Below are 21,593 nucleotides of genomic sequence, written 5' to 3' on the forward strand. Positions count from 1 at the left end.
GTCCTGCAAAAGCACCTGTTTGTGCATGGTGTGGGGCAGCAAAAACGCAGACCTTTGTGCCGTTGCAACAAGATAGAAGCAAGCGGGTGCTGTACAAAGTACAAGTATAACACGGCCTGCTTACAAGCTAACAACTAGTCCTTACCCATTATTGGATTAAAACGGCAGCTGCCCCTGAAAAGGTGGACGGCTACCTTCATGCCCGAACCATTAGCTACAAAATAAAACCATGAAAAAAGTATTACGCACCACGATCGGCGCGGCAGCCCTAAGTTTGCTGCTGCTCCACCAGGCCAGCGCCCAAATCGACCTGAGCTTTCCGGCTACTCCGGCACCGGATACTGCCCAAGCGGGTAAGCCACACTTCAGGTCAAGTATAAACGGTATCATCACTGCCTCAGGCTTTGTGCAAGATGGCACCTTTGGCCTCGGCGACGGCGCCATTACCATGTGGGCCAACCCAAAGCAACCCACCCAGGACGAGCACCAGTTTGGCGGCGACCTGCGCAAGACCTGGCTCATCTTTAAAGGCACTGCCTACAACCTACCGCACGGCATCACGGCCACCGGCCGGGCCGAGATCGACTTTCTGGGAGGCACTGCAGGCGCAGGCGGCTTTGCCGACGAGAACCTGCTGCCGCGCGTGCGCCTGGCGTACGTGGAGGTACAGAAGGGGCAGACAAGGCTGCGCCTGGGCCAGAACTGGACGCCAATGGTGGCCCATTTCCCAAACTCGGTCACACACTTTGCCATGGGCTACGGCTCGGCAGGCGGCATTGGCTTCCGCAATCCCGGCCTGTTCCTGTACCAGGGCCTGAGCAGCCCTACGGCAGCCACCAAAGTGCGCCTGGACCTGGCCGTTTTCCGCGGCTCCTGGACCGGCCCCAAAGCCGAAGCAGACGGGCGTGACGAAGGGGAAATCGGCACACCGCAAACCGAGGTCGGCCTGAACATCAGCAATCAGACGAAGCCCCTGAAATGGGAGGTGCACCTGGCCGGCCATTACGACAGCAAGCGCCTGGTGCAGGGCGATACCCGCAGCAACCTGAAAGGCAAAGCCGTGCAGGCCGGAACAAAGCTGACGTACGGCGGAGCCACCCTGCAGGGGAACGCCTACTGGGGCCGCGCCATCGGCCAGAGCTGGGGCCAATTGCTGCAGTTCGGCGATATAACGGGGTACGGTGCTTGGGGGCAGGCAGGGTATAAGTTTGGCAACAACTTCAGCGCGTGGATCATGTACGGGCAGGACAACCCGAACGATGGCGATGTACTGGCTGAAGTGCCCGGGAACGCCCGGCTCAAAAACGAGATACTTGTGCCGATGCTCCGCTACGACCTCGGGCCGCTGGGCATTGCCCTGGAGTGGTACCGCGCCAACACTGATTGGCGACTGGTGGAGAACGGGCAGGAGGTATACAAGACCACCTCGGCAAACCAACTGGCACTGGGGGCGCAGTTTGTGTTTTAATAGTAGGAGTGAGCAGCACCGGGTCCAACCACCCCTGCCCCTCAGAGCTACGCTTGCTAACTCAAAACTCACGTTTTGACTAGTCCAGAGGAGGCGAATCACCCCACCCCAGCCCTCCCCTAAGAGCAGGGGAGGGAGTTCAGCGCCAGCTCCGTTGGCCTTAGCTATCGAAAGCTGTTCCCAGTCCTTGGGTTGAGCGCCTTGTGAGATCCGGTGCCACGCTAGTGGCCAGCGCCCTGGCGCAGGAGGGAACACAGCGTGATGCCCTTAACGAGGGCCCCTACCCCCAGGACAAGCCCTCTCGGGCTGGAGAGTACCAAATTTTGAGGTGGAAAGAGCCGCTCGTAAGACTGAGGATCAGCAGTCGCTAGCAAGGATAGCTTGGTCCAAGCTGCGGAAAGCAGGGGCTGTGGAAGTATAAAAAGGCACGAGTTGCAAACTCGCGGCAGCGGTTGTAAAGCCAAGGATGAACAGAAGCTAGTAAAGATAGCTTACCTCAAGCTGCATTAAGCTGAATCTAAGGCACAAGCGAACGCTGGCGCCAGTGTAGGTACAGAAGCAGCAAGCATCCTAGAGCCATCACTCAAATCAGTAAGAACATATCAAATCAAATAATTACCCATTACCACAACGATACAATAACTATGAAAAATTCATCAATCAACACCTTCGTCCTTGCCGCCAGAATCCTGGTCGGAACCACCTTTCTGATTGCGGGCCTGCATAAAGCCTTGTTCTGGGATGGCCCTGCCATGTGGATGGCCTCCAAGGGGCTGCCGTTTGTGCCCTTGCTGCTGGGTATAGCCATGGCAACCGAGTTGGTGGGAGCCTTGCTGCTGTTTGCCGGCATCAAGGTAAAGCAAACCGCCATTGCCCTTATCCTGCTGCTCCTGCCCATGACGCTGCTGATGCACACCTTCTGGAACATGGAAGGCATGATGCAGCAAAACGCCATCATGGACTTTATCCAGAACGTCGCGATAATGGGTGGTCTGGTAGCTCTTGCCAGTTTGGCGCACCTTACTGCAAAGCAGAAAGCAAGTGTTAAATAAATCGATCACATTAGCCGTGCTTCAGCCAACGAAGCACGGTTTTATACTTTAAAAAACTATGGCACATCATCACCATCATCATGGGCATCACCACCACCATCATGTTACGGGTAACATCCGTTTTGCTTTCTTCCTGAACCTGGGCTTTGCCATTCTGGAGCTGATCGGCGGCTTTTTTGTGAACAGTGTGGCGATCATGAGCGACGCACTGCACGACTTCGGCGATGCCTTTACCCTGGGTGTCAGTTACTTTCTGCAACGCAAGTCGGAGCAGGCCGGTAATGCGCGCTATACCTACGGCTACAAACGCTATTCGGTGGCAGGGGCTGTTCTGACATCGCTTATACTTATACTGGGCTCTGTTTTCGTGCTGACTGAAGCTGTGGATAGGCTCCTGAACCCTGAGATGCCAAACCCATACGGAATGTTGCTTTTTGCGCTGCTGGGGCTGGCAGTGAACGGGGCGGCCTTCTTCAGGCTGCGCGGGGGGCACAACCTGAACCAACGGGCCGTGTCGCTGCACATGCTCGAAGACCTGCTGGGCTGGGCTGCCGTGCTTATCGTGAGCATCATCCTGTTTTTCGTGGAGTGGCCCTGGCTGGACCCGCTGCTCTCGGTCGGTATTTCGTGCTTCATGCTGCTGAACGCCGCCAGAAATGCCTGGTCTGCCTTTAAAGTGCTGCTGCAGGAGAACCCGCTGGCAAGCGAGCTGCACAAGGTAAAAGAGCAGGTGCTTTCGGTAAGCACGGTGCAGGGTGTGCATCAACTAAAAGTATGGTCGCTGGATGGCGAGCATCATGTGCTGTCGGCGCATGTGGTGGTGGAAAGCACCGCTGAACCCACCGCAGTGGCTGCCCTGAAACAGCAGATCCGGCATATACTGGAGCCTTTTGCGATAACAGAGGCTACTCTAGAGCTGGAGCAGGCAGGGGAGAGGTGTACGCTGCACGTATAAACTGCTGAACCGGGGAAAGGCAAAGGCCGCTACTGTTTTGGTAGCGGCCTTTGTTGTTTCTGAAGGTCCAATCATACCTTTACAGTTATACTTCAAAAATCCTGAGGTAGCGCTTTACGGATCTTCTGAAGGCTTCCTTTGCATCGGTGGCGATCAGTTGCCCTTCGAAAGCGCCGTGGATGGTATCAAACGAAAGCGGCTCTACCCGGCTACTGATCTGCTCAATGGCTTTTTTAGGAAGCGGTACCAGGTTCGGGTAACTATACATCATGGAAACATGCTTGCGGTCGCGGGCCACATACAGGCTGTCGCCCGTAAGCAACGTGCCTTTGCCATGCTGGGGTAAGTATAACACGGTGCTGCCATCAAAGTGCCCGCCCACATGCACTACCTTCATGCCGTCCCAAAGCTCCAATTCAGCGCCTTTCCAAAGTTTCATGTGCCTGCTTTGGTCCTGTATCCACTGCTTGTCGTTTTCGTGCAGGTAGATCGGGCAGTTGAAAGCGACGGCCCACTCCGCCATCAAACTATAATAGTGCGGGTGCGAAATGGCAATGGCCTTTATCCCGCCCAACGACCGGATATAGGTAACTGTCTGCTCATCCAGGTACGGAATACAATCCCACAGCACGTTGCCATTCTCCGACAGCACCAGGTGCGCCTTCTGGCCAATGGCAAAGTTAGGCTGCACCTTCAGCTCGTACAGGTTTTCCTGTAGCTTAACAGTTCTTATCGTGCTCTCTTTTGCCAGTTCATCATAGCTGAGCCATACTTGCCCGTTGTCGCCTACATACTGGCGTTCGTCTTCGCAAATGGGGCAGATATCGGTTGTAGTTTTAGGTGCGGCATAGCGGGTGCCGCAGGTGGCGCAGATATTCTTTTGCTGCGGGTCGCGCACAGTTAGTTTGGTGCTTCCCCGGCTGCTGCCTGAGAAGAAGTGCTGGCCAGGGCCGGGCAGGAGCAGAAGCGATGAGCCCAGCAGAGAGTTCTTTAGGAAGGATTTACGGTTCATAATATGCTGTTATACGGTGCAAATTGTTGATTAACAGCACAAATGTCGGTGCTTGCGGGCTTGGCCTCAATGGACAAAGCTCCCCTTGTCTTGCACAATCCGGTACCTAGCAGCTCGGCTCCAACTCTTTGTTGCGGAAGGCGAGGGGAGAAATGCCGGTGTTCTTGGTAAAGAAGCGGGTAAAGTAGGCTGCATCCTCAAAGCCCAGCTGGGCCGCGATTTCCTTCACGGAGAAGTGCCCGTGGTGCAGCAGCCGTTTGGCCTCCAGCACAAGCCGCTCCTTTATCAGCTGGCTCACGTTTTTGCCGGCGTACTTGTGGGTGATCTCGTTGAGGGTGCGTGGCGTAAGGGCCAGCTCCGAGGCGTAGTCCTGCACGGCATGGCACTGCCGGTAGCGCTCTTCCAGCAACTGCTTGAAGCTGCGGTAGGTGAGGTAGCGGGGCTCCGGCGTAGTCTGCGCTGTCTGCTGGTGTACGTCTTTTAGCTTGTATACCTGCAGCAGAAATATTTTGAGGTAAGAAGCGATGATGGGTTCCGAAAGGTCTGACGGGTTTTTATACTCCTGCAGCATTTTCTGCATCAGGTCGTCGAGCAGGGCTACGGCTGGCGCATCCAGGTGCAGCACCGGCTGTATGTTGATGTTATCAAAGATGCCATACTTAAGCAGCAGGTTCTCGGCACCCGCCTCCACGGCAAACACCGACTCATTAAACTTCAGCACATAGCCTTTGGTAGGGCCGTCCTTCCGGATCTGGTGGATGTGGCTGGGCTGCAGCAAAAAAAGGCAAGGGCCCTGAAATGCGTAATCGTTAAAATCGATGGTATGGGTACCGCTTCCTTCCGTTATCCAGATAATCTCGTAGTACGTGTGCCGGTGCGGGGCTACGCGCCTGAGCCCGGCGTCCTGCCTGTCCTGATATGAGGCGATGTAAAAGTCCCTGAAGCTGCTTTTTGTGAAGCTTTCAGCCTCTGTGTAAACCGGAATAGGAGTGCCTGTTTTTGCCATGGTGCAAGTATAAAGCTGCGCCCGTAAAGATAAAGATTTGCCACACAGATAGAAGCAGGCGGCACCAGTATAGCCTGCCAAAATATCCTCCGGCAAGCTATACTTGTGTAAGTATACTTTTTATCAGATCACCTCCAGGTTGCCCATCATGCCATAATCCTCGTGCTCCAGAATGTGGCAGTGGTACATCACCCTACCTGTATACTGATGGAAAGGAACAGCAATACGCACGGTGCTGTTGGCCGGCACATTTACCACGTCTTTCCAGGCGCGGTAGGGGCTCGGCTCCTCGTTTACGGAGATCACCTGGAACGGGAACGTGTGCAGGTGGAAGGGGTGGTCCATAGCCATGGGGTTCACGATGTCCCATACTTCCAGGGTGCCGGCGCTGGCAGTCAGGTCGGTACGGTGGTGGTCAAAGGCCTTGCCGTCTAGCGTAAATTGCAAGGGCTGCATTATGGCCCCGAACGTCAGCGTTTTATGCGCGGCTGCCCTGGTCAGGTCCGGAGCCGGCACCTCGTTCAGTTGCTCGGGCAGCGCCACAGTTGCGGGCTCCCCCTGCACCAGAAAAGTGGCTAAAACGGCTCCATGGGCGGGAGTATCCTTGCTGGGTCCGGCGGGAGTTCTACTGTAGGGCAGATTCAGGAGCGCCAGTTCAGCGGCTTCTGTTGCTTCGATTAAGATGTCTGCTCTCTCCCCCGGAGTCAGCAGCAGGGTATCCATAGGTACCGGCTTTTCCAGGAAGCTGCCGTCCTGCCCGATCACATGCAGCTTTTTGCCTGGCATGCTAAGGTGGTAGTAGCGGGCGGTGGAGGCGTTTACGAGGCGCAGGCGCAGCAGACCGGTGGGTACCTCTAGCGCAGGGTTTCTTTCCCCGTTCACCAGTACCAGCTCGCCTTCTTTGCCCCGGCCCCAGTCCATGCCTGTATGCGGCGCCACTTCCCCGTTCTGCAGCTGAATATCGTGCAGCACCAGCACTTTTTCGGTGGCGGAGGCCAAGGGCTCCAGCCTGTCTACGGCACCTCTTATGATGATCGGCCCGTAAAGCCCCTCGAACAATTGGCGGGTTACGCTGCCGTGGGGGTGCGGGTGATACCAGTACATGCCGGCGCTCCCTTTGTGGGCCTCAAATGTATAGTTCAGTGACTCGCCCGGGACTACCAGTTGGTGCGGCTTGTCTTCTTCCGGAGACATAAAGATGCCGTGCAGGTGCAAGTTAGATGGCTCACTGAGCAGGTTCGTATACTTTACCGTAACCTGCTGGCCTTCCTGCACCTCTAGCAGTGGTCCCGGAAAGCGGTTGTTATAGGTCAGCACTGCCGCCTGCTGTCCGGCTACAGTCTTTATACTTTTCTGCGCCACCAGCTCAAAAGTTATCGTGCTTTGCCCGGTGCCTTCTTCGGTGTCTTTATGTAGTGTGATCATATGTTATTCCTTGTCATGGTTTCTGCTACAAAGCTATCGATCGGGGCAAGTGCCGTTGTTACACTATTTCACCTGATCGTTGCATGTTTTTCTAGCCTTGGCTTGCATAGCCGGAAAAGGGGAGCCCTAACAGCTTTGGTTCGGTCTAGCTGCTGCCGCTTGCGTTCTTCCTGTGCCAAAGGCCGTACGGAACTGAAATCAACCCCGAACAGTAGCCTCGAAGCGCGCTGCAGGCCTACCTTATGAAATATTTACTACTTTTACTGTTGTGGCCTTAGGCGCTTAGGCGTTTCTTGCCTGCATTGCAACATACAGCCCTAGGCCTGGCACTGTGATAATTAACAAGAGCTATACATCAAGTTCTACCGACACTTTAAAAGGATAATGGTACAGGAAATCATAGAGACATTTGAGTCTCGCTACCAGCAGAAACCGGTGGTGGTGCGCTCTCCCGGAAGGGTGAACCTGATCGGTGAGCACACCGACTACAACGACGGCTTTGTGCTGCCGGCCGCCATCAACAAGGAGATATACTTTGCCGTGGCCCCCAACAACACCAACACCTTCCGGGCCTACGCCTACGACCTGCAGCAGGAGGCAGCGTTTGACCTGGGCCAGGTGCAGCGCTCGGATAAAAGCTGGGCCAACTACCTGCTGGGCGTGATCGCGCAGCTGCAGCAGGCAAATTACGAGGTAAAGGGTTTCGACCTGGTGTATGGCGGAAACATTCCGATCGGGGCTGGGTTATCGTCTTCGGCAGCGGTGGAGTGCGGGCTGGCTTACGCGCTGAACCATATCTTCGGCTACAACATCCCTAAATTCGAGTTGGTGAAAATGGCGCAGCTGGCCGAGCACGAGTATGCAGGCGTGAAATGCGGCATCATGGACCAGTTCGCCAGCATGTATGGCCGCCAGAACCACGCCGTCAAACTCGACTGTCGCTCCCTCGACTTCGACTACTACCACCTGGAGATGGCCGATTACCGCATCGTGCTCTGCGACACGCAGGTAAAGCATAACCTGGCCTCCTCGGAGTATAACACCCGCCGCCAGGAGTGCGAGGCAGGCGTGGCCTTGCTGCAGCGCCACTACCCGGAGGTGAAAAGCCTGCGCGACGTAACCGTGCCGATGCTGGAGCAGCACCAGGAGGAGTTCGAGCCGGTGGTGTACAAGCGTTGTACTTACATCGTGCATGAGAACATTCGCGTGGAGGAGGCTTGCCAGGCGCTGGAGCAGGGCGATATGAAAACCTTCGGCGAGAAAATGTACGCTTCGCACCGCGGCCTGCAGCACAACTACGAGGTAAGCTGCCCGGAGCTGGACTTTCTGGTGGACGAGGCCCGGGAAATGGACAGCGTGCTGGGCGCGCGCATGATGGGCGGTGGCTTCGGTGGCTGCACCATTAACCTGGTGAAGCTGGATGCCCTACAGGAGTTTACCGAACAGATGGAGGAGGCGTACAAGCTGCAGTTCGGCATCGCGCTTAAAACGTATGTGGCCGAGATTGTGGACGGCAGCAGCCTCGTGGAGCCAGGCCAAGTATAAACTATCCCTGCCCTCTAAGGCATCAACTTTAAGTAAGAATATACATGTCTGATTTTGACCTAGCGGAGCATCCGCACAGAAGGTATAACCCGCTTACGGGCGAGTGGGTGCTGGTGTCGCCGCACCGGGCCAAGCGCCCGTGGCAGGGGCAGCAGGAGGAGCAGAGCTGCGACACCCGCCCTGAGTATGACCCGGGCTGCTACCTTTGCCCCACCAATACCCGGGCCAATGGCGAGCAGAACCCGGCGTATGAGGCTACCTATGTGTTTGATAACGACTTTGGCGCGCTGCAGGCCGCTGCCCCGGATGGCGCCTATGTGAAAGGCGAGCTGATCCGGGCAGAGAGCGAGCGCGGCATCTGCCGCGTGATCTGCTTCTCGCCCCGCCACGACCTTACGCTGGCCGACATGGAGGTAGCCGATATCCGTAAGGTGGTGGACCTGTGGCAGCAGGAGTATGCCGAGCTGGGCAGCCGCGACTTTATCAATTACGTGCAGATCTTTGAGAACAAGGGATCGATCATGGGCTGCAGCAACCCGCACCCGCACGGCCAGATCTGGGCGCAGAGCACTGTGCCCGTGGAGCCGGCCAAGGAAACAAAACAGCAGGGTTTATACTTCGAAGAACATGGCCGCAGCCTGCTGACGGATTACGTGGCCCTGGAGCTGGAGACGCGCGAGCGGGTAGTGGTGGAGAACGAGCACTTTGTGGCGCTGGTGCCTTTCTGGGCGGTGTGGCCTTTCGAAACCATCATCATCAGCAAGCGGCACTTCCAGCACATCGGGCAGATGAGCGAGGAGGAGAAGAACAGCTTTGCGCACAGCATCAAGAGCCTCACCGCCGCCTATGACCGTGTGTTCGGGGTATCGTTCCCATATTCATCGGGCATCCACCAGAGCCCGACGGATGGAAAGGAGTATCCGGGCTGGCACCTGCACATGCATTTTTACCCGCCGCTGCTGCGCTCCGCCACCGTGAAGAAATTTATGGTAGGCTACGAGATGATGGGTAACCCGCAGCGCGACATTACCCCGGAGGCGGCCGCCAACCTGCTCCGCAGCCTGGTGCACTAAAAGCAGAACCCACAACGAAAGCCACTTGCTCTGTGTATAGGGCAAGTGGCTTTTGCTATCATCCTAGGTATAAAGTGAAGCCGATATAGAAACAAATCAGAACATATATTATATATTAGCTATCCAAAAACTGTTAATCCATGAATTTTTCTACACTCGACTTCATAGTCTTTATAGGGTACTGTCTGCTCATCATCGCGGTGGGTATTTGGGTATCCCGCGAGAAAAAGGGGCACACCAAAAACTCCACCGACTACTTTCTGGCCAGTAAGTCGTTGCCGTGGTGGGCAATCGGAGCCTCGCTTATTGCCTCCAACATCTCGGCAGAGCAGTTTATAGGCATGTCGGGCTCGGGCTTTGCCATAGGCCTGGGCATTGCCAGTTACGAATTTATGGCGGCGGCCACGCTTATACTTGTCGCTAAGTTCTTCCTCCCGATCTACATCAAGGAGGGCATCTTTACCATGCCGCAATTCCTGAAGCTGCGCTACGACGACCGCATCCGCACCAGTCTGGCTATTTTCTGGATCATGCTTTACATCTTCGTGAACCTGACCACAGTGCTGTACCTTTCGGCGCTGGCCCTGAGCGTGGTGTTGGGCGTGAGCACAACCTACGCCATCATCGGCCTGGCTGTGGTAGCGGTGTCCTACTCTATTTATGGTGGTCTGAAGGCGGTGGCCTGGACGGACGTGATTCAGGTGATCTTCCTGATCATGGGTGGCCTGGTAACTACCTACCTGGCCCTGGACAGGGTGAGCGGTGGTGCCGGTCCTTTTGAGGGCATGGGCATGCTGCTGGCGCAGGTGCCGGAGAAGTTCGACATGATCCTGTCGGAAGAGAACCCTTTCTACAAAGATTTACCAGGCATGACGGTGCTGTTCGGCGGCATGTGGATTGCCAATATCAGCTACTGGGGCTTTAACCAGTACATCGTGCAGCGCGCCCTGGCTGCCAAGAGCGTGAAAGAAGTACAGTGGGGCCTTGTTTTCGCCGCTTTCCTGAAACTGTTGATTCCGTTGGTGGTAGTCATCCCGGGCATCGCAGCCTTTGCGCTGAATGCTGAGATCAGCCGTTACGACGAGGCTTATCCGTGGCTGCTAGGCAACCTGGTGCCAACCGGCCTGAAAGGCTTGGCTTTCGCCGCCCTGATCGCTGCCGCGCTTTCTTCCCTGAGCTCTATGATGAACTCTACGGCCACCATTTTTACCATGGACATCTACAAATCGCACCTGAAAAAGGATGCCAACGAGAACCAGATGGTAACAGTGGGCCGACTAGTGAGCTTGATCGCCATTATCATTGCGGTGCTGGTGGCAGAGCCGTTGCTGGGGGGCGAGGAGCAGATCTTCCAGTTCATTCAGAAGTATACCGGTTATGTGAGCCCGGGCATTGTGGTGCTGTTCCTGTTTGGCCTGTTCTGGAAGCGTGCCACCTCTAATGCGGCCCTGGCTACGGCCATTGCCTCTGTGCCGTTCAGTATTATCATCGACCTTGCCTTCCCAGCCATGCCGTTCCTCGACCAGATGGGGCTGGTGTTCCTGCTGCTTTCTGCGCTGATGGTTGCTATCTCCATGTGGGAGAACAGCAAGGGCAAGTACCCGGAGAATACGGTGCAGATTGAAAAAGGACTCTTCAAAACGGACAACATCTTCAACGTGGCCTCTATGGCCATTGTGTTGGTGCTGGCTGCTGTTTACATCATATTCTGGTAGGGACTGTTAGGTACTTATAGCCTTGTAAAAGCAGAACAGCCGGCAAAAGTTGCCGGCTGTTCTGCTTTTATACTATCTGTTGAGCAGGTATAAACTAGGCTCCTATACTTGCTAAGCTGCGGCTTACTCACTGCTGCTGCTGTTCGGTTGTCTCGCGTGAGATGGTATCTACCTCAAGGCGTCTGTTGTCGCCGGAGTCAAGTTCTACCTGCGGCGTAATTTCCTCTCCGGCCCCAGCCTCTACGCTCTCCTCTATGCCGGGCCCATCGGTGTTAGCCTCGGTGGCCGTGTTGTCTGCAGACTCGCTGCAGGCAAATGCCATGGCTCCCAACGCAATAATGCCTATCTTTTTCATAGTATAATTCCTTTAGTTACAGCGTATTTAACGAGGAGGTATGCAGCGGGGTTCTGGCAGGAGCGATCTTGCCCGGAGGCTTACCGAGCGGTAGCGTCGGGGCAAGGGCAGGAGCGGAGCTGTTGTACAGTGGGCAATTGAAAAGTGCCTGCACTTTTGCAAGGCAGGCACTTTCCTTTGCGCCACAGTTACTGTGGCATCAGTTAACCCTTCGTTTATCGCAGAGACTTTGCCTTTCGCGCGGAAGGATATTCCTCCACCGATACGTCCATGTCTTCCTCCAAAGACCAGCCGGTTTTCAGGCCGATCACAAACCAGCCAAGGGCCAGCACGCCTCCGGCAAAGATCGTGTCGCCGATAACACGCAGCCAGCGCAGGATTTCCATGGTGTCGGTCTGCATGAACTCCATAGAGCGGGCGTACCACAGGCCGTGCTCCACACTGGCCCAGGTCTGCAACAAACCGATCGGCAGCACGCTGATGAGCACCATCAGCAGCAGGCCAACGTTGATAGACCAGAACGCGAAGCTGATCACGCCGTCTTTCCAGCGGCGGCGGGCCGAAAGGCCTTTCAGCACGAACAGCATCAGGCCGATGCCCAGCATGCCGTACACCCCAAACAGGGCGGTGTGGCCGTGCACTGGCGTGGTGTTAAGGCCCTGCATGTAATAGAGCGCGATAGGCGGGTTGATCACGAAGCCAAACACACCGGCACCCACCAGGTTCCAGAAGGCCACGGCTACAAAAGAGTAGATCGGCCACTTGTAGGCTTTGATCCACAGGGTAAGCTTGCTGATCTGCAGGTTGTGGTAGGCCTCGAAGCCGATGAGCACCAGCGGCACTACTTCCAGGGCACTGAACGTGGCACCCAGCGCCATCACGGCAGTTGGTGTTCCGCTAAAGTACAAGTGGTGGAAGGTGCCGATAATACCGCCAAAGAGGAAAATGATCGTAGAGAACAGCACGGTGGCGGTAGCCATTTTGGTATCCAGCAGGCCCATGCGCACGAACAGGAAGGCAATTACCACGGTGGCAAAGACCTCAAAGAAGCCCTCTACCCACAGGTGCACTACCCACCAGCGCCAGTACTCGGCAATGGCCAGGTTGGTGTGCTGGCCCCACATCAGGCCGGAGGCGTAGAAGATGGCAATGGCCGCCGAAGAGATCAGGAACATGCCCAGCAGGTGGCGTCCTTCCACATCGCGCTTGAAGGCAGGTATAATGGCACGCACCATCAACGCCAGCCACAGGAAAAGGCCCACCAGCAGGAAGATCTGCCAGAAACGACCCAGGTCCACATATTCATAGCCCTGGTGGCCGAACCAGAAGTTCTCGCCATAGCCCAGTTTCTGCATCACACCGTACCACTGCCCGGCCAAAGAGCCAGCCACAATGATCAGCAGGCAGATGAACAGGAAGTTTACCCCTAGCTTCTGGAACTTAGGCTCGTGGCCCGATACGGCAGGGGCGATGTATAAGCCGGTTGCCAGCCACGAGGTGGCAATCCAGAAAATGGCCAGCTGCACGTGCCAGGTGCGGGTAATGGAGTAAGGCAGGTAATCGGCCAGCGGGAAGCCGTACAGCGCCTGGCCTTCCACACCGTAGTGCGCAGTTACTACCCCCAGCGTTACCTGTACCAGTATCAGCGCCGTCACGATCCAGAAGTACTTGAGCGTGGCTTTCATAGATGGCGTAGCCTTCAGGCCCAGCAGCGGGTCCTGCTTTGGCAGCTTGGAAGTATCGATTTCCTCCTCGCGGTTAGAGGCGTAGTAATAGGCCAGCAGGCCAACACCGGCGATAAGGATGATCACGCTGAAGCCTGTCCAGATGATCAGGTCGGAGCTCGGCTCGTTGGCCACCAGTTTCTCGGCAGGCCAGTTGTTGGTGTAGGTGATGTCTTTGCCCGGGCGTTCGGTCACGCAGGCCCAGGAGGTCCAGAAGAAGAAGGCGTTTAGCTGCCGCATGCGCTCCGGATCATTCACCGTGTTGTCCTTCATGGCGTAGGCGTCGCGGTGGCCGGCCAGTTCCGGGTCATTCATGAACAGGCCGGCATAATGCTTGCCTACTTCGGCAATGGCCTCGGCACGCAGATCGGAGATGGCGAGCTCGCCGGTTGCAGGGTTATAGGTATTGGCGCGGATCTGCTTTTGCAGGCGGGCCCGCAGCATCGCCTGTATTTCCTCGTCCAACTCGTCGTAGGTGACGCCTTTTTCCTGCTGCGCCCAAGTGTCCAGGAAGAACATGGCCTCTTTATGCAGCCACTCCGCACTCCAGTCCGGCGCCACGTAAGCACCGTGTCCCCAGATGGACCCTAGTTCCTGCCCACCCGTGGACTGCCATACGTTCTGCCCGTTCTTGATGTCTTGTCCGGTAAAGAGCAGCTTTCCGGAGGCGGTTACCACCTTATCGGGTATAGGCGGTGCTTGTCTGTAGATCTCGGTACCGTAGTACCCGAGAACGGCGAAGGATCCCACTATGACGGCGATGAATCCCAGCCAGAGGTTCTTGTATTTCATGTTACTAAATATTAAGTGTTTGTTGCTGTTCTGGTAGTGAAAGTCTTAGACCTGCCCTTTTGGATTAGAAGAGGTAGGCCACGCTCAGTTGCGCGCGGTTGTTGCCTTTGGTGTCGCGCACGGTAGTGGTGCTGATGTTTTTTTGCAGCATGGCGCTCACAGATAAATTGCGGAGGTACACGCTCACGCCAAGGTTGCCGTAGACACTCTCCCCGCCTGTCTGCCCGTTCTCTTCATGGCTCACCTGGTCGTTTTCAGCTTTCTCGTAGTACACGCCCGCGCTTGGCAGCACCGTTGCGCCGTTGCCCACATTTTTCCAGTAAAACAGGTTGGTGGAGGCGCTCAGGCGGTCGCCAAACTTATAGCCCTGGCTGTTGTGGCCGGTCATGTTATAGGTCACATCAGAGTTAAGGCCCAATTTGTTGTAGCGGACGGTGTAGATGCCAGTGAGGATGTAGTCGGTGCTTCCGGTGCCAGGCTGCATACTGGCCGGCCCATGGTCATGCCCACCGGTGTGGAAGGAGCCTGTGGGCAACTTGACGCCGCCACCCAGGCGCAGCGTGTGCTTCAAAGTATGGCTCAGGCTGTCCCCGGTATCAAGTATGGCGTAGTTGGCCAGCAGGGTGATGTCGCCCAGGCCGTTGCTGCGGTGGGTCATGTTGGGCATCACGTGCTCGTTGAAGCGGTAAGGCACAAAGGCAAACACCTGCATTCCTCGCACCGGCGTATAGCGGCCCCAAAGCTCGGCAGTCCTGAAAATGTTATCTGTTACCTCATGGTGCGTTTCAGGCACGCCATCGTGGGTGTGGGTGTACGTGCTGGTAATGGTATAGGAACTGCTGAGGTAGCGCACCCCGAAAAGGTTTTTGTGAATCTGTGGCAGAATGCCCAGGTAACTGCCCCCCATGGTGCAGCCGCCGTCGCAGGCGTGGCCGCTAAAGCCAATAGAAACAAAGGCTGCTATAAGTATGAATATCTTTTTCATGGCTAAAATCTCTTTATATATAATTGATAAGGAAGGTGCCGCACTGGCACCAGGATGCGGGAGTTAAGCCATGTGCTCTGGGGGATGGAAAGTGCTGAGGGCAGGGGAGGGATATACCTTTATAGTATAGGCCGGCGGCTGTAGGGGCAGCCAGCAAAGCAGGAACGGTGGCTGTAATTTGTAGGCCTCAGCCATCAGGGTCAGGTCCAACACAGGCCGCTTATGGCTGGAGGGGGATTGCTGCCCGCGCTGCTCCTCTTTCTTCAGTTGTTTCTTCAGGTAGCACTTACCCTGGCAGTCGGAGGCAGGTACTTGCCGCTGCTCGCACAGGTGGCTGGCGATGTAGGCACGGTTCGCCTGGAACAGCATATAAATGCCTGTCTTGCTCATGGGTTGAGCCACAGCACTTATAACCAATAGTATCCAGATGATCCGCTTCACGATTTTTCTTCTTCAGAATTATGGGGTAAAGGTCCGGAGGCACGGTATCCGGAAAAATGATGAAGGTCACCTATAAAAGAGATAAGCGTCTTTTATTCTGTTGTGTACCGCTAGTACTTTTGACCCAGAAACAATCAACAACAACCATCTGAACACTATTTATTAAATCTTAGGAACATGAAAGATCAGAGTAAAAATCTAGGAAGAAGGCTGGTAACCATGTATTTAAAGCCTTTACAGTTTGGCGCTGTGGCGCTGCTCGTCGGGGCACTGCTTTTTAGCTGTTCTTCTGGCGATACAGAGAACGCGGTGGCAACAGGGGAGCAGGAGAGCGGCCTGGCGCACCAGGCGGAGGCCCCGGCTGCGGATGACGGGAAAGGAGTTGGCCCTGTAACCACGGTAGAAGTAGGCGAGGGCATAGACGACGCGCTCGCGGCCGAGGGTAAATCCATCTTTGAGGGCAAATGCTCTGCCTGCCACCAGCTGTCCGATCAGAAAGTGGTAGGTCCTGGCCTGGCTGGTGTTACGGAGAAGCGCAAGCCGGAGTGGGTTATGAACATGATCATCAACCCGGAGGAGATGACCAAGAAGGACCCTGCCGCCAAGAAACTGTTGGCTGAGCACTTAACGCAGATGACGAACCAGAACGTGAACGAGCAGGATGCCAGAGCAATTCTGGAGTATCTGAGACAGAATGATCAGAACATCTAATAAGAAACCCACATCCACACAAACCATACTCTTATGGAAACTTTAATCAGTAAATTTAAGAAAGCAGCCCCTAAGGCCGCCCTGCTGATGGCAGTGGCAGCTGGCTCCGCGCTACAGGGATGTAGCAGCAGGGATGGAGGCAATAACAGCGCCACTGCGGAAGGCCTCTCTGCGGACGCAGCCTCGGCCGTGTACGTGGCCCCGGGCAAGCACGATGAGCTGTACTCCTTCCTGTCGGGCGGCTTTAACGGACAAGTATCCGTATACGGCCTGCCTTCCGGCCGCCTGCTCAAGATTATTCCGGTGTTCACGCAGCATGGCGAGAACGGCTACGGCTATAGCGAGGAGTCTAAGGCGATGCTGATGACCTCGCATGGTTTTGTGCCTTGGGATGACCTGCACCACCCAAAACTATCCCGCAAGGACGGTATGACAGACGGCCGCTGGCTCTTCGTGAACGGCAACAACACGCCGCGCGTAGCCCGTATCGACCTGACAACTTTCGAGACGGTGGAGATCATGGAGCTGCCAAACTCAGCAGGTAACCACTGCTCCCCATACCCAACCAACAACAACGAGTACGTGATTGCCGGTACGCGCTTCTCTGTTCCGCTGGACATGAAAGGTGGCACAGGCGACGTGTCGCTGGACAAGTATGAAGAGGAGTTCCGTGGCTCCATCTCCTTCATTAAAGTAGACCAGGAGAAAGGCGACATGGACCTGGACTTCCAGATCCTGGTGCCCGGCTTCGACTACGACCTGGCCAATGGCGGCAAAGGCCCGTCTAACGATTGGGTGTTCTTCACGACCTATAACTCTGAAAAAGCGGGCACGCTGAAAGAGGTAGGGGCCTCGCAGAATGACAAGGACTACTTGGCTGCCGTGAACTGGAAACTGGCTGCCAAGTATGCCGCCGAAGGAAAAGCCCGCGAGATGCCGGCTAACTACTACCATAACAAGATCGATAAGGATACGCACATGGCTAAATCCACTGTGAAGAAGAAAGTGCGTTACCTGCTGCCGGAAGAGTGCCCAGGCATGATGTACCTGCTGCCAGCGCCTAAATCTCCGCACGGCATCGACGTGGACCCAAGCGGTGAGTTCATGGTAGTGAGCGGTAAACTGGCCTCAGCCATTCCAGTGTTCTCTTTCGCTAAAATGCAGGAAGCCATTAAAAACAAGCAGTTTGACGGCGAGAAGAACGGCATTCCGGTGCTGAAGTATGAGTCAGTGCTGAAAGGCGAGGTGAAAGAGCCGGGCCTGGGACCGTTGCACACCGAGTTTGACGGAAAAGGCAACGCGTATACTTCTATGTTCGTGTCTTCTGAGATCGTGAAGTGGAAGCTGAACGACCTGAGCGTAGTGGACAGGATGCCGGTTTACTACTCTGTTGGCCACTTAATGATCCCGGGTGGTGATACAAAAGAGCCGCATGGTAAGTACCTGGTGGCCATGAACAAGATCACCAAAGACCGCTACCTGCCAACCGGCCCTGAACTAGCACACTCTGCACAGCTTATCGATATCTCCGGTGAGAAAATGAAGATGCTGCTCGACTTCCCGACTGTGGCCGAGCCACACTACGCCCAGGCCATCGCTGCCGAGAAAGTGGCGCCTAACAGCGTCAAGTTTTACAAGCTGGACGAGAACAAGCACCCACATGCCGTGAAGAAAGAAGCGGACGTAAGCGTGGTGCGCGAAAGCAAGAACAGGGTGCGCGTGAAGATGACCGCCATCCGAAGCCACATGACCCCGGATAACATCGAGGGTGTGCAGGAAGGCGACACAGTATACTTCCACGTAACCAACCTGGAGCAAGACTGGGACGTGCCGCACGGTTTCGCGGTAATGGGAGCGAACAACGCTGAGACCCTGATCATGCCAGGCGCTACACAAACCCTGACCTGGGTACCGAAGAAAGCCGGTGTGTATCCGTTCTACTGCACAGACTTCTGCTCTGCGCTGCACCAGGAAATGCAAGGCTACATCCGCGTGTCTCCTAAAGGATCCAACGTGCCGATTACCTTCTCAACAGGTAAAAAGAAACAGAACATACCAGGAGTGGCATCAACCAAATAGTGTGCTTTACCTGGGAAATCAGCGGAGGCTGCCCAACGTAGCCTCCGCTGGTTCTCTAACCTGAGTTGCGGTTATTTATACTTGACTTGAAGCTTTACCCACCCCTGCCCCTCCATGGAGGGGAACACGCCTGAAGTACAAGCGTCCCCACCGGAGGGGGCAGGGAAGGGTTTTTCAAGGATAGGGTAAACTCCCGACAACCCGACAAATTTTCACCTTAACCCATACAAGGATGAAAGCTTACCAAAAAGTGCTGATGATTGTGGCGGCACTGTCTCTTGGCCTCTTGTTTATGTTCCCGATGTGGAAGATATACCTGAAAGCCCCACAATACCCGGAAGGACTGGAACTGCACATCTGGGTGAACAAGCTCGGGGGCAGCTCTGAAAGCGTGCTTCAGAACTTTAACATTCTTAACCACTACATCGGTATGGAGCCGATCCATGCCGATTCCTTTGCCGAACTACAGTACATGCCTTACATCGTGCTGTTCTTTATGGTAACGGGAGTGTTGATTGGCCTGGCCGGCAAAAGGACGCTGGTATTAAGCTGGTCTGTTCTATTGATGGTGGCCGGCGCCGCCGGTATCCTGGACTTTTACCTGTGGCTGGTGAAGTTCGGCACTAACCTGGACCCCATGGCAGCCATCAAAGTACCGGGCATGACTTACATTCCGCCGCTGTTGGGCAGCAAGGTGTTGCTCAACTTTGAGGCCTTGTCCTTACCGGCCCTGGGTAGTTTAGGTATTTTTCTGGGTATATCCCTGTCGTTGCTGGCATGGTTCCTTAACCGGAAGGCGAGTAACACGCAACAGGTATCCAGAGCAAAACACGCTATGGTATGAAACCTGTCCTGTACCTTCTGAGCCTGGCCTTGTTGGCCGTGGCGCTGGGCAGCTGTAGCCCGGAGCCAAAGCCGATTCCTTACGGGCAGGCTAACTGCGCCCACTGCAGCATGACGGTGGCAGACAACCGCTACGGCGCAGAGCTGGTAAACGAAAAGGGAAAGCCTTACTTCTTCGATTCTGCCGAGTGCCTGATGGCCTATGTGATAGAGCAGCCGGAGCAGGGGGAGAAGGCGGCTTATTTGCTGGTGACGGACTTTACCAGACCCGGTGAGCTGCTAAACGCAAAAGATGCGCAGTACCTGCAGGCGAAAGCCCTGCCCAGCCCAATGGGCATGTACCTGACCGCTGTAGCCGACGAGGCTACTGCTACAAAAATGCAAAAGGAGATAGGTGGCCAAGTGCTCACCTGGAGCGAGGCGGTCTCGGCCGTTCAAAACAATGAAAGACCTGAGTAAACATATCACTTTTATACTTGCCGCTTTGGGGGTGCTTTTGGCGACCCCTGCGGTTTTTGGCAGCACGCTGAAGGTGTGCAGTACCTGCCCCTACACGTCGGTGAAGCAGGCCGTGGCCAAAGCCAAGCCTGGCGACACGGTGCTGATAGAGGGTGGCGTGTACCAGGAGCAGGGCATTGAGATAAACAAGCCGCTGACAGTTCTGGGCAGAAACAACCCGGTGATCGACGGAAATTATAAAGGCCAGATCTTTACCATAACGTCAGACAACGTGACGGTGGAGGGGCTTACCATTAAGAACATCGCCACCAGCTATACCCGCGACGACGCTGCCATACGGGTGGTGGAGCGCAGCAACATCCGCATCCTTAACAACACGATCCTGAACACCTACTTCGGCATTTACCTGCAGAATTCAGACAACTGCGTGATCAAGGGCAACGTGGTGACGGGACAGGATGTAACCGGTATGAATGAGTCGGCGCTGGGCAATGCCATACACCTATGGTACTGCGACAAGGCCGTTATCAGCAACAACAAGGTAAAAGGCCACCGCGACGGTATTTACCTGGAATTCGTGAAAGACAGTGAAGTGAAGAACAACCTGAGCCAGCATAACCTGCGCTACGGCCTGCACTTCATGTTCTCTGACCGCAACGTGTATACGCATAACATCTTCCGTAAAAACGGAGCCGGCGTGGCCGTGATGTATACCCGCGACATCCGGATGGAGCACAACACCTTTGAGGATAACTGGGGCGCCGCAGCCTATGGCTTACTTCTGAAAGATATTTCGAACAGCGTGATCTACAACAACACGTTTCGTCGCAATACCACTGCCATTTACATGGAGAGCTCCAACCGCCTGGACATCCAGCGCAATAACTTTGACCGCAACGGCTGGGCCGTACGGTTGCTCAGCAGCTGCACCGACGACGTGTTTAAGCTAAACAACTTTACCGGCAACTCTTTTGACGTCAGCACCAACGGCGATAGCCAGCTGAACCGCTTCGAGAACAACTACTGGGACAAGTACACCGGCTACGACCTAAACAAGGACCGGATAGGCGATGTGCCCTATCGCCCGGTAAGCCTATACTCGATGCTGGTGGAGCGCGTGCCGCCCTCCGTGATGTTTATGCGCAGCTTTATGGTGGACCTGATGGATAACATCGAGAAAGTACTGCCAAGCATCATACCTGAAAATTTAGTGGATCAACAGCCTTTAATGAGCAGAACAGACCATGATAACGATAGAAAACTTGCGCAAGTCCTACAGTAAGCTGCAGGTACTGAAAGATATAAATGTAAGCTTTGAAGCCGGTAAGGTGATATCGGTAATAGGGCCGAACGGCTCCGGTAAAACAACGATGAGCAAGTGTATACTGGGCATGGCCTTACCCGACAGCGGCGATATAAAGATCAACGGCGAAAGTATACTGAAGAAGCACGTTTACCGAAGCCATATCGGGTACATGCCGCAGATAGGCAAGTACCCCGAAAACATGAAGATCCGGCAGGTGATAGAGATGATCCGGGATATACGGAAAGATGCCACTGTTGTGGATGAAGAACTGATCGGCCTGTACCGCCTGCAGGAAATGTATGATAAGCGCATGGGCTCACTATCGGGTGGTACCAAGCAGAAGGTGAGTGCCGCGCTGGCCTTTATGTTCGACCCACAGATACTGATTCTGGACGAGCCCACCGCCGGCCTGGACCCGATCGCTGCCGAGATTCTGAAAAGCAAGATCCTGAAGGAAAAGAAACGCGGCAAACTAATCCTGATCACATCGCATATCATGAGCGAGATTGAAGAAGTGGCCGACGAAGTGATGTGCCTGGTAGACGGGCAGGTGAAGTTTCATGATACCATTTCTGATATCAAAGCGCAGGCGAACGAAGCACGCCTGGGCAAGGCCATTGCCAAAATTATGAATGAGGAGGACTAAG

General features: G+C 55.1%; 19 protein-coding genes. 12 read left to right on the top strand and 7 right to left on the bottom strand.

Translation table 11 applies throughout. The features are described from left to right. The first annotated feature begins 229 nt into the window (after positions 1-229). From PXG97_RS16795 to PXG97_RS16805, 3 genes are all read left to right on the top strand, one after another. Positions 230-1,468 (top strand): hypothetical protein, encoded by a 1,239-nt coding sequence (locus PXG97_RS16795; RefSeq protein ID WP_276498954.1) that lies wholly within the window; start codon positions 230-232, stop codon positions 1,466-1,468. A gap of 644 nt (positions 1,469-2,112) precedes the next feature. Then, positions 2,113-2,520 carry a DoxX family protein gene (locus PXG97_RS16800; protein ID WP_276498955.1) on the top strand — a complete coding sequence of 136 codons (408 nt, stop codon included), beginning with the start codon at positions 2,113-2,115 and terminating at the stop codon, positions 2,518-2,520. Between the two features lie 58 nt (positions 2,521-2,578). Next, on the top strand, positions 2,579-3,475 hold the full coding sequence (locus PXG97_RS16805; protein ID WP_276498956.1) for a cation diffusion facilitator family transporter: 897 nt from the start codon (positions 2,579-2,581) through the stop codon (positions 3,473-3,475). An 85-nt stretch (positions 3,476-3,560) separates the two neighbouring features. Here PXG97_RS16805 and PXG97_RS16810 read toward each other — a convergent pair whose 3' ends face one another. The 3 genes from PXG97_RS16810 to PXG97_RS16820 form a co-directional block, all read right to left on the bottom strand. Next, positions 3,561-4,487 carry an MBL fold metallo-hydrolase gene (locus tag PXG97_RS16810; RefSeq protein ID WP_276498957.1) on the bottom strand — a complete coding sequence of 309 codons (927 nt, stop codon included), beginning with the start codon at positions 4,485-4,487 and terminating at the stop codon, positions 3,561-3,563. A 106-nt stretch (positions 4,488-4,593) separates the two neighbouring features. Further along, positions 4,594-5,493 (bottom strand): helix-turn-helix domain-containing protein, encoded by a 900-nt coding sequence (locus PXG97_RS16815; protein ID WP_276498958.1) that lies wholly within the window; start codon positions 5,491-5,493, stop codon positions 4,594-4,596. 123 nt (positions 5,494-5,616) lie between these two features. Continuing rightward, positions 5,617-6,918, bottom strand: a complete 1,302-nt coding sequence (locus PXG97_RS16820) for a multicopper oxidase family protein (protein ID WP_276498959.1) — start codon at positions 6,916-6,918, stop codon at positions 5,617-5,619. Positions 6,919-7,302: 384 nt separating this feature from the next. Between PXG97_RS16820 and PXG97_RS16825 the strand changes: the two genes are divergently transcribed. The 3 genes from PXG97_RS16825 to PXG97_RS16835 all read left to right on the top strand — a co-directional run bounded on the left by PXG97_RS16825 (position 7,303) and on the right by PXG97_RS16835 (position 11,251). Beyond that, positions 7,303-8,463, top strand: a complete 1,161-nt coding sequence (locus PXG97_RS16825) for a galactokinase (protein WP_276498960.1) — start codon at positions 7,303-7,305, stop codon at positions 8,461-8,463. 44 nt (positions 8,464-8,507) lie between these two features. Next, complete coding sequence (locus tag PXG97_RS16830) at positions 8,508-9,536, top strand: UDP-glucose--hexose-1-phosphate uridylyltransferase (RefSeq protein WP_276498961.1); 1,029 nt, start codon at positions 8,508-8,510, stop codon at positions 9,534-9,536. A gap of 140 nt (positions 9,537-9,676) precedes the next feature. Next, on the top strand, positions 9,677-11,251 hold the full coding sequence (locus tag PXG97_RS16835; protein ID WP_276498962.1) for a sodium/sugar symporter: 1,575 nt from the start codon (positions 9,677-9,679) through the stop codon (positions 11,249-11,251). A gap of 127 nt (positions 11,252-11,378) precedes the next feature. Here the strand turns inward: PXG97_RS16835 and PXG97_RS16840 are convergent, their stop codons facing one another. From PXG97_RS16840 to PXG97_RS16855, 4 genes are all read right to left on the bottom strand, one after another. After that, positions 11,379-11,606, bottom strand: coding sequence for a hypothetical protein (locus PXG97_RS16840; RefSeq protein WP_276498963.1), 228 nt, complete (start codon positions 11,604-11,606; stop codon positions 11,379-11,381). A gap of 215 nt (positions 11,607-11,821) precedes the next feature. After that, complete coding sequence (locus tag PXG97_RS16845) at positions 11,822-14,122, bottom strand: nitric-oxide reductase large subunit (RefSeq protein ID WP_276498964.1); 2,301 nt, start codon at positions 14,120-14,122, stop codon at positions 11,822-11,824. A 64-nt stretch (positions 14,123-14,186) separates the two neighbouring features. Further along, on the bottom strand, positions 14,187-15,107 hold the full coding sequence (locus tag PXG97_RS16850; RefSeq protein ID WP_276498965.1) for a hypothetical protein: 921 nt from the start codon (positions 15,105-15,107) through the stop codon (positions 14,187-14,189). A gap of 63 nt (positions 15,108-15,170) precedes the next feature. Continuing rightward, positions 15,171-15,497, bottom strand: a complete 327-nt coding sequence (locus PXG97_RS16855; protein ID WP_276498966.1) for a hypothetical protein — start codon at positions 15,495-15,497, stop codon at positions 15,171-15,173. A 270-nt stretch (positions 15,498-15,767) separates the two neighbouring features. On the opposite strand from PXG97_RS16855, the gene PXG97_RS16860 reads away from it, so the two are divergent. The 6 genes from PXG97_RS16860 (at position 15,768) to PXG97_RS16885 (ending at position 21,592) form a co-directional block, all read left to right on the top strand. Then, positions 15,768-16,259: a c-type cytochrome gene (locus PXG97_RS16860; protein WP_276498967.1), complete on the top strand. Its 492-nt coding sequence runs from the start codon at positions 15,768-15,770 to the stop codon at positions 16,257-16,259. Between the two features lie 33 nt (positions 16,260-16,292). Further along, complete coding sequence (nosZ, locus tag PXG97_RS16865; protein ID WP_276498968.1) at positions 16,293-18,338, top strand: Sec-dependent nitrous-oxide reductase; 2,046 nt, start codon at positions 16,293-16,295, stop codon at positions 18,336-18,338. Positions 18,339-18,570: 232 nt separating this feature from the next. Further along, positions 18,571-19,182: a hypothetical protein gene (locus tag PXG97_RS16870; protein ID WP_276498969.1), complete on the top strand. Its 612-nt coding sequence runs from the start codon at positions 18,571-18,573 to the stop codon at positions 19,180-19,182. Further along, entirely contained in the window at positions 19,179-19,640 is a 462-nt protein-coding gene (locus PXG97_RS16875) for a nitrous oxide reductase accessory protein NosL (RefSeq protein WP_276498970.1), read from the top strand. The genes PXG97_RS16870 and PXG97_RS16875 overlap by 4 nt, the downstream gene beginning before the upstream one ends. Then, complete coding sequence (locus tag PXG97_RS16880) at positions 19,624-20,922, top strand: nitrous oxide reductase family maturation protein NosD (RefSeq protein ID WP_276498971.1); 1,299 nt, start codon at positions 19,624-19,626, stop codon at positions 20,920-20,922. The genes PXG97_RS16875 and PXG97_RS16880 overlap by 17 nt, the downstream gene beginning before the upstream one ends. Further along, a complete protein-coding gene (locus tag PXG97_RS16885) occupies positions 20,885-21,592 on the top strand; it encodes an ABC transporter ATP-binding protein (RefSeq protein WP_276498972.1) in 708 nt (235 codons plus the stop codon). The genes PXG97_RS16880 and PXG97_RS16885 overlap by 38 nt, the downstream gene beginning before the upstream one ends. The last annotated feature ends 1 nt before the right edge of the window (position 21,593 follow it).

This window comes from Pontibacter litorisediminis (genome assembly GCF_029360645.1).
Taxonomy (GTDB): Bacteria; Bacteroidota; Bacteroidia; order Cytophagales; family Hymenobacteraceae; genus Pontibacter; species Pontibacter litorisediminis.

Coding starts and splice junctions, on each gene's coding strand:
- PXG97_RS16795 (WP_276498954.1), top strand. CDS start 230: ATGAAAAAAGTATTACGCACCACGATCGGCGCGGCAGCCCTAAGTTTG.
- PXG97_RS16800 (WP_276498955.1), top strand. CDS start 2,113: ATGAAAAATTCATCAATCAACACCTTCGTCCTTGCCGCCAGAATCCTG.
- PXG97_RS16805 (WP_276498956.1), top strand. CDS start 2,579: ATGGCACATCATCACCATCATCATGGGCATCACCACCACCATCATGTT.
- PXG97_RS16810 (WP_276498957.1), bottom strand. CDS start 4,487: ATGAACCGTAAATCCTTCCTAAAGAACTCTCTGCTGGGCTCATCGCTT.
- PXG97_RS16815 (WP_276498958.1), bottom strand. CDS start 5,493: ATGGCAAAAACAGGCACTCCTATTCCGGTTTACACAGAGGCTGAAAGC.
- PXG97_RS16820 (WP_276498959.1), bottom strand. CDS start 6,918: ATGATCACACTACATAAAGACACCGAAGAAGGCACCGGGCAAAGCACG.
- PXG97_RS16825 (WP_276498960.1), top strand. CDS start 7,303: ATGGTACAGGAAATCATAGAGACATTTGAGTCTCGCTACCAGCAGAAA.
- PXG97_RS16830 (WP_276498961.1), top strand. CDS start 8,508: ATGTCTGATTTTGACCTAGCGGAGCATCCGCACAGAAGGTATAACCCG.
- PXG97_RS16835 (WP_276498962.1), top strand. CDS start 9,677: ATGAATTTTTCTACACTCGACTTCATAGTCTTTATAGGGTACTGTCTG.
- PXG97_RS16840 (WP_276498963.1), bottom strand. CDS start 11,606: ATGAAAAAGATAGGCATTATTGCGTTGGGAGCCATGGCATTTGCCTGC.
- PXG97_RS16845 (WP_276498964.1), bottom strand. CDS start 14,122: ATGAAATACAAGAACCTCTGGCTGGGATTCATCGCCGTCATAGTGGGA.
- PXG97_RS16850 (WP_276498965.1), bottom strand. CDS start 15,107: ATGAAAAAGATATTCATACTTATAGCAGCCTTTGTTTCTATTGGCTTT.
- PXG97_RS16855 (WP_276498966.1), bottom strand. CDS start 15,497: ATGAGCAAGACAGGCATTTATATGCTGTTCCAGGCGAACCGTGCCTAC.
- PXG97_RS16860 (WP_276498967.1), top strand. CDS start 15,768: ATGTATTTAAAGCCTTTACAGTTTGGCGCTGTGGCGCTGCTCGTCGGG.
- nosZ (WP_276498968.1), top strand. CDS start 16,293: ATGGAAACTTTAATCAGTAAATTTAAGAAAGCAGCCCCTAAGGCCGCC.
- PXG97_RS16870 (WP_276498969.1), top strand. CDS start 18,571: ATGAAAGCTTACCAAAAAGTGCTGATGATTGTGGCGGCACTGTCTCTT.
- PXG97_RS16875 (WP_276498970.1), top strand. CDS start 19,179: ATGAAACCTGTCCTGTACCTTCTGAGCCTGGCCTTGTTGGCCGTGGCG.
- PXG97_RS16880 (WP_276498971.1), top strand. CDS start 19,624: ATGAAAGACCTGAGTAAACATATCACTTTTATACTTGCCGCTTTGGGG.
- PXG97_RS16885 (WP_276498972.1), top strand. CDS start 20,885: ATGATAACGATAGAAAACTTGCGCAAGTCCTACAGTAAGCTGCAGGTA.